This is a genomic window from Streptomyces phyllanthi, from assembly GCF_009377205.1.
GTDB lineage: Bacteria > Actinomycetota > Actinomycetes > Streptomycetales > Streptomycetaceae > Streptomyces > Streptomyces phyllanthi.
In genome coordinates, this window is record NZ_VJZE01000460.1 from 1 (window position 1) to 7247 (window position 7247).

Here is a 7247-nt window from a genome sequence, read left to right on the forward strand (position 1 = left end):
TGGGGAGCGTGTGGGTGGTGAGCGGGGGCGCGTGCGCCGGGTGAGTCTGGCCGGGCGGGTCGCGGTGGTCACGGGTGCCGCGCGGGGCATCGGTGAGCTCCTCGCCCGCAAGCTCTCGGCGCGCGGCGTGAAGGTCGCCCTCGTCGGTCTGGAGCCGGACGCGCTCAAGCAGGTCTCGGAACGGCTGCACGGTGGTGGGGGTACCTCCCGCTCGAGCGAAGCCGAGAGTGGGGGAGCGTACTGGCACGCCGACGTCACCGACCAGGAGGCCATGACGCGGGTCGCGGAGGAGGTGCGGGAGCGCTTCGGGAGGGTGGACATCGTCGTCGCCAACGCGGGCGTCGCGAACGGCGGGACCTTCGCCGGCGCGGACCCCGAGGCGTGGCGGCGGGTCATCGAGGTCAACCTCATCGGCTCGGCGGTCACGGCCCGCGCCTTCCTGCCCGCGCTCACCGAGAGCCGGGGCTACCTGCTCCAGATCGCCTCGCTCGCGGCGATGACCCCGGCGCCGATGATGAGCGCGTACTGCGCGTCGAAGGCGGGCGTGGAGGCGTACGCGCACAGCCTGCGCGCGGAGGTCGCCCACCAGGGTGTGGGGGTCGGGGTGGCGTATCTGTCGTGGACCGACACGGACATGGTGCGCGGCGCCGACCAGGACGACGTCATGCGGGAGCTGCGGCAGCGGCTGCCGTGGCCGGCGGGCAGGACGTATCCGGCGGGACCGTCCGTGGACCGGCTCGTCGCGGGGATCGAACGGCGGTCGGCCCATGTGTACGGGCAGTGGTGGCTGCGGGGGTTGCAGGGGGTGCGCGGATATCTGCCGGGCATCGTCGCGACGGTCGGGCAACGGGACATGCGGAGGTTCGAGCCGCGGCTCCGGAACGTTCGGACGGGGCTGGTGGGGGCGGGCGGTGCGGCCGACGAGCAGGAGCGGGGCGCGTCCGCGACTGACCCGGGTTACCGTCCGTAATCGCTCGATATGCGTAGTGTGTCCGGTCGTGTCAGTCTGGTCGAGCCCGATCCCCTCACCCATCACGGGAGTGAATCGCATGGGCTCGAAGGATCAGTTCCAGGACAAGGCCGAGCAGTTGAAGCAGCAGGCGCAGGAGCGGCGCGGCCAGGGCCAGAAGGAGCGGGGCGAGCGTCCTCGCAGTGAGCGATCCCGGTCCGGGGCGCAGTCCCAGTCCCCCCAGTCCCAGTCCCCCAAGTCCCAGTCCCAGCAGCAGCGTGAGCGTATGCAGCGGGAACGGAACCGTCAGGAGACGGAGCGAGAGCAGCGGGAGGCGGAGGACCGGCTCGATCAGGACTACGACATCTGACGGCCGGCCAAGCCGCAAGGGGTGCCCTGACGAGGGGCACCCCTTTCTCACACCCCCAGACCCCCGCTTCGGCCCTGGACGGGCCTCGTCCTCAAACGCCGGACGGGCTGGATGCGGCTCTGCGGGCCAGGGACAGCGTGCGGTGGGCGGACGCCACCACCGCGGCGTCGATGAAGCGGCCGTCGGGGAGGGCCTGGGCGCCGGGCTCCTTGGCGGCGGCCTGGACGATCCCCTCGGCCGCCTCGATCTCCTCCTGCGTCGGCAGGTACGCCCGCTCGATGACCGGGAGCTGGCGGGGATGGATCGCGGTGCGACCCAGGAAGCCGAGGGCGCGGCCGTGGTCGCAGGAGCGGGCCAGGCCGTCGAGGTCCTTCGTGTCGGGGTGCATGGACTGGGCGGGGGGTGGGAGGGACGCGGCTCGCGCGGCCAGGACCACCCGGGAGCGAGGCCAGTCCAGGGCCGTGTCGGAGCGTACGCCGAGGTCTGCCCGCAGGTCCGCCTCGCCGAGGGTGATCCCCTTGAGCGACGGGTGGGAGGTGGCGACGGCATAGGCCCGTTCCACGCCCAGGGCCGACTCCAGGAGCGCGTACAGGGGGATCGCACCACCCTCGGCGGGTGCGAACCCCTCCGCCACGTGGACGACCTCCGCGGGGGATGTCACCTTGGGCAGGCGCAGGCCCGAGAGGCCGGGGAGAGGGGCCAGGGCGGTGAGATCCGCTGCCGCCAAGGGGGTGCTGAGGGCGTTCACGCGAACGTGGACGGGGACCAGCGGCGGCTCGGCGAGCAGTTCCGCGGTGGCCGTGCGCGCGTACTCCTTGCGGTCCGGGGCCACCGCGTCCTCCAGGTCGACGAGGACCACGTCCGCCCCGGAGGCGAGCGCCTTGGTCACCACCCGCGGCCGGTCGCCGGGGACGTACAGCCAGGTCAGCGGGAAGGGCTCCGTCGGCACAGGGGCGGGAGGAGTCACAGGGCGCCTTCCGCTCGCAGGGCGGCGAGGTCCGCCTCCGTGAGGCCGAGCTCGGCCAGGACCGCCTCCGTGTCCGCGCCGTGCGGGCGGCCCGCCCAGCGGATGGCGCCGGGGGTGGAGGAGAGGCGGAAGAGGACGTTCTGCATCCGGAGCGGGCCGAGCTCGGGGTCGTCGACGGTGGTGAGGGTGCCCAGCGCCTCGTACTGGGGGTCCCGCATCACGTCCCGTACGTCCTGGACGGGGGCGACCGCGGCCTCCGCCTTCTCGAAGGCCGCGATGACCTCCTCACGGGTGTGGCGGGCGATCCACGCGCCCACCGCCTCGTCGAGGACGTCCGCGTGGCGTGCGCGGTCCGCGCCCGTGGCGAACCACGGCTCGGCGGTCAGCTCGGGGCGGCCCACGAGCCGTATCACCCGCTCCGCGACCGACTGGGCCGAGGTCGAGACCGCGACCCAGCGGCCGTCCGCCGTGCGGTAGGTGTTGCGGGGTGCGTTGTTCTGGGTGCGGTTGCCCGTACGGGGCTGGACGTGGCCCAGCTGGTCGTACCAGAGGGGCTGCGGGCCCAGGACCGTGAGGATCGGCTCGATGATCGCCATGTCGATCATCTGGCCCTCGCTCGTGCGCTCGCGGGCGGCGAGGGCCGTCATCACCGCGTACGCCGTCGTCAGGCCCGCGATGGAGTCCGCCAGGCCGAACGGCGGGAGCGTGGGCGGGGCGTCCGGTTCGCCGGTGATCGAGGCGAAGCCGCTCATCGCCTCCGCGAGGGTGCCGAAGCCGGGGCGGTGCGCGTACGGGCCGTACTGGCCGAAGGCGGTCACCCGGGCGAGGACCAGCCGGGGGTTCGCGGCGGAGAGGTCGGACCAGCCGAGGCCCCATTTCTCCAGGGTGCCCGGGCGGAAGTTCTCGATGACCACATCGGCGGTCGTGGCGAGCCGCAGCAGTGTCGTACGGCCGCCCGGTGTGGACAGGTCCAGCGTCATCGTGCGCTTGTTGCGGCCGAGGAGCTTCCACCACAGGCCCACGCCGTCCTTCGACGGGCCGTGGCCCCGCGACGGGTCCGGCTTGCGCGGGTGCTCGACCTTGATGACCTCCGCGCCGAAGTCGCCGAGCATCGTGGCGGCGAGCGGGCCGGCGAAGAGGGTCGCGAGGTCGAGGACGCGGAGGCCGGTGAGGGGAGCGGGCGTGGCGTTCACTGGGTGCATCGGGGTGCGGTCTCCCGGAGGGTGAGCTGGGCGAGGGCGTCGAAGCCGATGCCGTTGAAGTCGGCCACGGAGGTGGTGAGCCGGTTCTTGAGGGGGAGGGTCCAGCGCTCGGGCAGGGCGGCGGGGCTTCCGGCGAGGAGGCCCGCGACGCTGCCCGCCGTCGCGCCGTTCGAGTCGGTGTCCAGACCGCCCGACACCGCACGGCAGATGGAGCCGCTGAAGTCGCCGTCCGCGTGGGTGAGGGCGGCGGCGAGCAGGGCGGTGTTGGGGACGGCGTGGACCCAGTGGTAGTGGGCGTGGGTGGTGTGGAGTCGGTCGACGACCGTGTCGAAGTCGGCGTGGAGCCGGGCCAGTTCGATGGCGTGGCGGACCGCCCGGGCGAGGCGGGAGCCGGGCGGGACGACGCGGAGTCCGGTGCGCAGGCAGTGGTGGACGTCGTGGGCGCCGGTGGCGGCCTCGGCGAGGGTGGCGGCGGTGAACATGGCCGCGTAGACGCCGTTCGCCGTGTGGGTGAGGACCGCGTCCCGATGGGCCTGTCCGGCCGCGGTCGCGGGGTCGCCCGGGTGGGTCCAGCCGTGCACGTCCGCGCGGATCAGGGCGCCGATCCACTCGCGGAACGGGTTGCGGTGGCGGGCCGTGCGCGGGGGTTCGATTCCGCTGAGGAGGTTGCGGTAGGCGACGCGTTCGGCGGTGAACGTGCGGCCCGCGGGGAGTTCGTCGAGCCAGAGCCGGGCCACGTCGGCGGTGGTGAAGCCGGGGCCGTGGCGCGCGAGCAACAGCAGGTTGAGCAGGGGGTAGTTGAGGTCGTCGTCCTCGGGCATGCCGTCGATGTTCTCGGCGAGGGAGGTGGCGGCCGAGCGGCGGTTCCAGGGGTGGGCGGCCGCGAGGTCGGCGGGCAGACCGCGGGCCGTGAACCAGGTGCTGAGGGGCCAGTTGCCGGTGGCCCACGCGAGGTGGCGGATGGCGTGGAGGGGCAGCTTCTCCACCGGTTTGCCGAGGAGGCAGCCCGCGGCCCGGCCGAGCCACGCGGCTTCCAGCCGGGCCAGGTGGCCGGCGGGGGCGGCACGGCCCTCGGCGGGCGGCGGCCAGTCGGGGCACAGGGCGCGGATCCCGGCGAGGTCCGTCGGCTCCGCGTCCCGCAACGAGCTGGGCAGGTCCGCGAGTTCGTCCAGCAGGTCCTCGGCGAGGAGACGCAGGTACGGCGACACGGGCTCGGGTGACGCTCCGTCGCGGTAGGGGGCCGCCGGGCCGCCCGCCGCGGTCCAGCGGGCCGCGATCGCCGACGGTTCGCGACCGTCCTGGGCGGCCTGCCGCAGTTCGTGACCGAGGAGGTCCTCCGGCTGGACCCAGGTCAGGCGCAGGGGGCTTGTGGGACGCACGGCGGTCACCGGAGCGCCGCCAGAGTCGCGAAGGACGTCTCGTGCGCCCTCCGACGGCGTACATCCCGTTCGAACACCTCGCGCGCCACCTCGGCGAGGACCGCCGCCGGGGCGTGCAGGTCGAGACGGCTGGCCTCCGCGACCTGCTTCGCCCAGTCGGAGGGGACCGGTGAACCGAGCGCGCCCGCCAGGGCGCCGGACATCGTGGCGATGGAGTCGCAGTCGCGGCCGTAGTTCACCGAGCCGAGCACCGCGTGCCGGTAGTCGCCGCGCGCCACGACCAGCATGCCCAGCGCGACGGGGAGTTCCTCGATCGCGTGCAGCCGGGAGGGGCGGCGGGCGCCGAGCGAGGGGGAGCGGTAGTCGGGGCCCACGGTGTCGTACGGCGTCACGGCCTCGCGCAGTGGCTTCAGCACCGACTCGAAGTCGCCGTACCGGGACGCCACTTCGCACACCGACTCGATCGCGGCCCGGGTGCCGTCCTTCGCCAGGGACAGGCACGCGGAGACCACCGAGTCCGGGGTCGCGCCGGGCGTGCACGCCGCCGCCACCGCCGCCGCGAACACACCGGCAGCCTCCCTGCCGTACGACGACTGGTGGGCGCCCGCGATGTCGAGCGCCTCGGCGTACGCGCCCCGCGGGTCGGCCGCGTTGACCAGGCCGGCCGGCGCCATGTACATCGCGGCACCGCAGTTGACGATGTTGCCGACGCCCGCCTCGCGCGGGTCCACGTGGCCGTAGTGGAGCCGGGCCACCAGCCACTTCTCGGCGAGGAAGATCCGCTGGAGGGGGAGGGCCTTAGCCTCCAGCTCCGGGATCCAGCGCGGGGTCGTCATCAGGTCGGGGACCAGGTGCTCGGCGACGGCGTACGCGTCGAGGTGGTCGCGGACCGTGGCGTACACGCGGACCAGCGCGTGGGTCATCAGGGTGTCGTCGGTGACGTGCCCGTCGCCCTTGTGGTACGGGGCGATGGGGCGGGCGGAGCGCCAGTCGTCGCCGTGCCAGGGGCCGACGACGCCGTGCACGCGGCCGCCGTGGCGTTCGGCGATCTGCTCGGGGGAGTAGCCCTCGACGGGGCCGCCGAGCGCGTCGCCGACGGCGGCGCCGACCAGGGCGCCGGTGATCCGGTCCTCCAGGGTGGAGGTCTCCTCCGGTTCGTCCGGAGCAGGCGCTGTATCCGAAGTGTGCTTCATGCCCGAATCATTCACCTGGGGTGGCCAGTTCCGTGGCTGCGAGCAGTTCGGCGAGGTGTACGAGATCCGTGCCGGTGAGGCGGGGGAGGGCACAGCCGGAGAGGGTGCGGCAGGCGTCCCGCCAGGCTGCGGGGATGGCGGCCGCGCCGCCGAGCGCGCCGGTCAGGGCGCCGGCGAGGGCGGGGGCGGAGTCGGCGACACGGGAGAGGCAGGCGGCCGCGGGCACGGCCTCGGCGATCCGGCCGCGGGCGGCGGTGGCGAGCGCGAGGGCCACGGGGACGGTCTCGGCGGCCGCGACGCCATAGCTGTAGACGTGGTCGACGATCTCGTGTTCGAGGAGCGGTACGAGGGCGAAGGCGCCCTCGCCTTCGTGCTGCCGTGCGAGCCGGAGCGCGTGCCGGGCGTTGCGGCCGATCTCCGTCTCCTCCGGGAGCTCGGCGAGCGCCGCCGTCACACAGGTGCCGACGTCCGCGCCGTCCAGGGCCAGCGCGAGTGCGGCACCCATGGCGCGCGCGCCGTGCACCCCGTCGCCGTCCTGGGTGTAGCGCGCGTCGAACTCGGCCAGCTCGGCGGCGAGCAGCGGCTCGCCGGTGTGTCCGATGGCGAGCACACAGGCCCGTACGCAGGCCGCGTCGTCGAAGTAGTGCGGGTTGTCGTGGCCCGTGGCGGGCGGGCGCAGACCGGTGGCGAGGTTGCCGAGCCCGGCGCGTACGGAGATACGGGCACGCAGCGGCAGGACGGCCGACTCGACCTCGGGTGCCAGCGCGGCGGCCGCGGCCACTTCGGCGGCGGCGGCGTTCCATGACAGGTCGATCGCCGCGCGCAAACGGCGCGCCCGGCTGAGGTCGCCGAGAGCGCCGCCGTCCCCCGCCCGCAGCACGGCCTCCGCCGCGAACACCGCCCACTCCGCGTCGTCGGAGGGCCCGAGCCTCAGCGGCTCCGGCGGCTGGTTGAGCGCGATGGGCACGGGCAGGGTGGTCGTCGCGTTCTGCTCGGCGAACGTGTCCAGCTCGCGGGTGAGCCGCCGTGTCCACTCCGGCATCCGGGCGGCCCGGTGCCGCGCCGCGGGCCAGCCGGCGGCGTCCCCGGCGGCGAGGCCGAGGAGGAGGCCCTCGATGCGGCGGCCCTCCGGGTGGTGCGCCGTGTGTTCGGCCTCGGCTTCGCCTTCGGCCGGGTTGATTTTCCCG

General features: G+C 74.4%; 7 protein-coding genes. 2 read left to right on the forward strand and 5 right to left on the reverse strand.

Annotated features, from left to right (window positions below; all coding sequences use genetic code 11):
* Positions 1-31: 31 nt before the first annotated feature.
* Positions 32-970: an SDR family oxidoreductase gene (locus FNH04_RS37925; RefSeq protein WP_322725032.1), complete on the forward strand. Its 939-nt coding sequence runs from the start codon at positions 32-34 to the stop codon at positions 968-970.
* 79 nt (positions 971-1049) lie between these two features.
* Positions 1050-1319, forward strand: a complete 270-nt coding sequence (locus FNH04_RS37930; protein WP_152790375.1) for a hypothetical protein — start codon at positions 1050-1052, stop codon at positions 1317-1319.
* Positions 1320-1410: 91 nt separating this feature from the next.
* On the opposite strand, the gene FNH04_RS37935 is transcribed toward FNH04_RS37930, so the two are convergent.
* The 5 genes from FNH04_RS37935 to FNH04_RS37955 form a co-directional block, all read right to left on the reverse strand.
* Complete coding sequence (locus tag FNH04_RS37935) at positions 1411-2286, reverse strand: HpcH/HpaI aldolase/citrate lyase family protein (RefSeq protein WP_322725028.1); 876 nt, start codon at positions 2284-2286, stop codon at positions 1411-1413.
* A complete protein-coding gene (locus FNH04_RS37940; RefSeq protein WP_152790376.1) occupies positions 2283-3488 on the reverse strand; it encodes a CaiB/BaiF CoA transferase family protein in 1206 nt (401 codons plus the stop codon). The genes FNH04_RS37935 and FNH04_RS37940 overlap by 4 nt, the downstream gene beginning before the upstream one ends.
* Positions 3476-4867 carry an ADP-ribosylglycohydrolase family protein gene (locus FNH04_RS37945; RefSeq protein WP_322725030.1) on the reverse strand — a complete coding sequence of 464 codons (1392 nt, stop codon included), beginning with the start codon at positions 4865-4867 and terminating at the stop codon, positions 3476-3478. Before FNH04_RS37945 ends, FNH04_RS37940 begins: the two co-directional genes overlap by 13 nt.
* 5 nt (positions 4868-4872) lie before the next feature.
* Positions 4873-6060, reverse strand: a complete 1188-nt coding sequence (locus FNH04_RS37950; protein WP_152790377.1) for an ADP-ribosylglycohydrolase family protein — start codon at positions 6058-6060, stop codon at positions 4873-4875.
* A gap of 7 nt (positions 6061-6067) precedes the next feature.
* Positions 6068-7247: ADP-ribosylglycohydrolase family protein (locus tag FNH04_RS37955; RefSeq protein ID WP_228031850.1), on the reverse strand; the 1180-nt coding region annotated here is incomplete at its 5' end.

Bases quoted from the DNA above. Each gene is read 5' to 3' on its own strand.
- FNH04_RS37950 (WP_152790377.1), bottom strand. From the start codon at position 6,060: ATGAAGCACACTTCGGATACAGCGCCTGCTCCGGACGAACCGGAGGAG.
- FNH04_RS37940 (WP_152790376.1), bottom strand. From the start codon at position 3,488: ATGCACCCAGTGAACGCCACGCCCGCTCCCCTCACCGGCCTCCGCGTC.
- FNH04_RS37930 (WP_152790375.1), top strand. From the start codon at position 1,050: ATGGGCTCGAAGGATCAGTTCCAGGACAAGGCCGAGCAGTTGAAGCAG.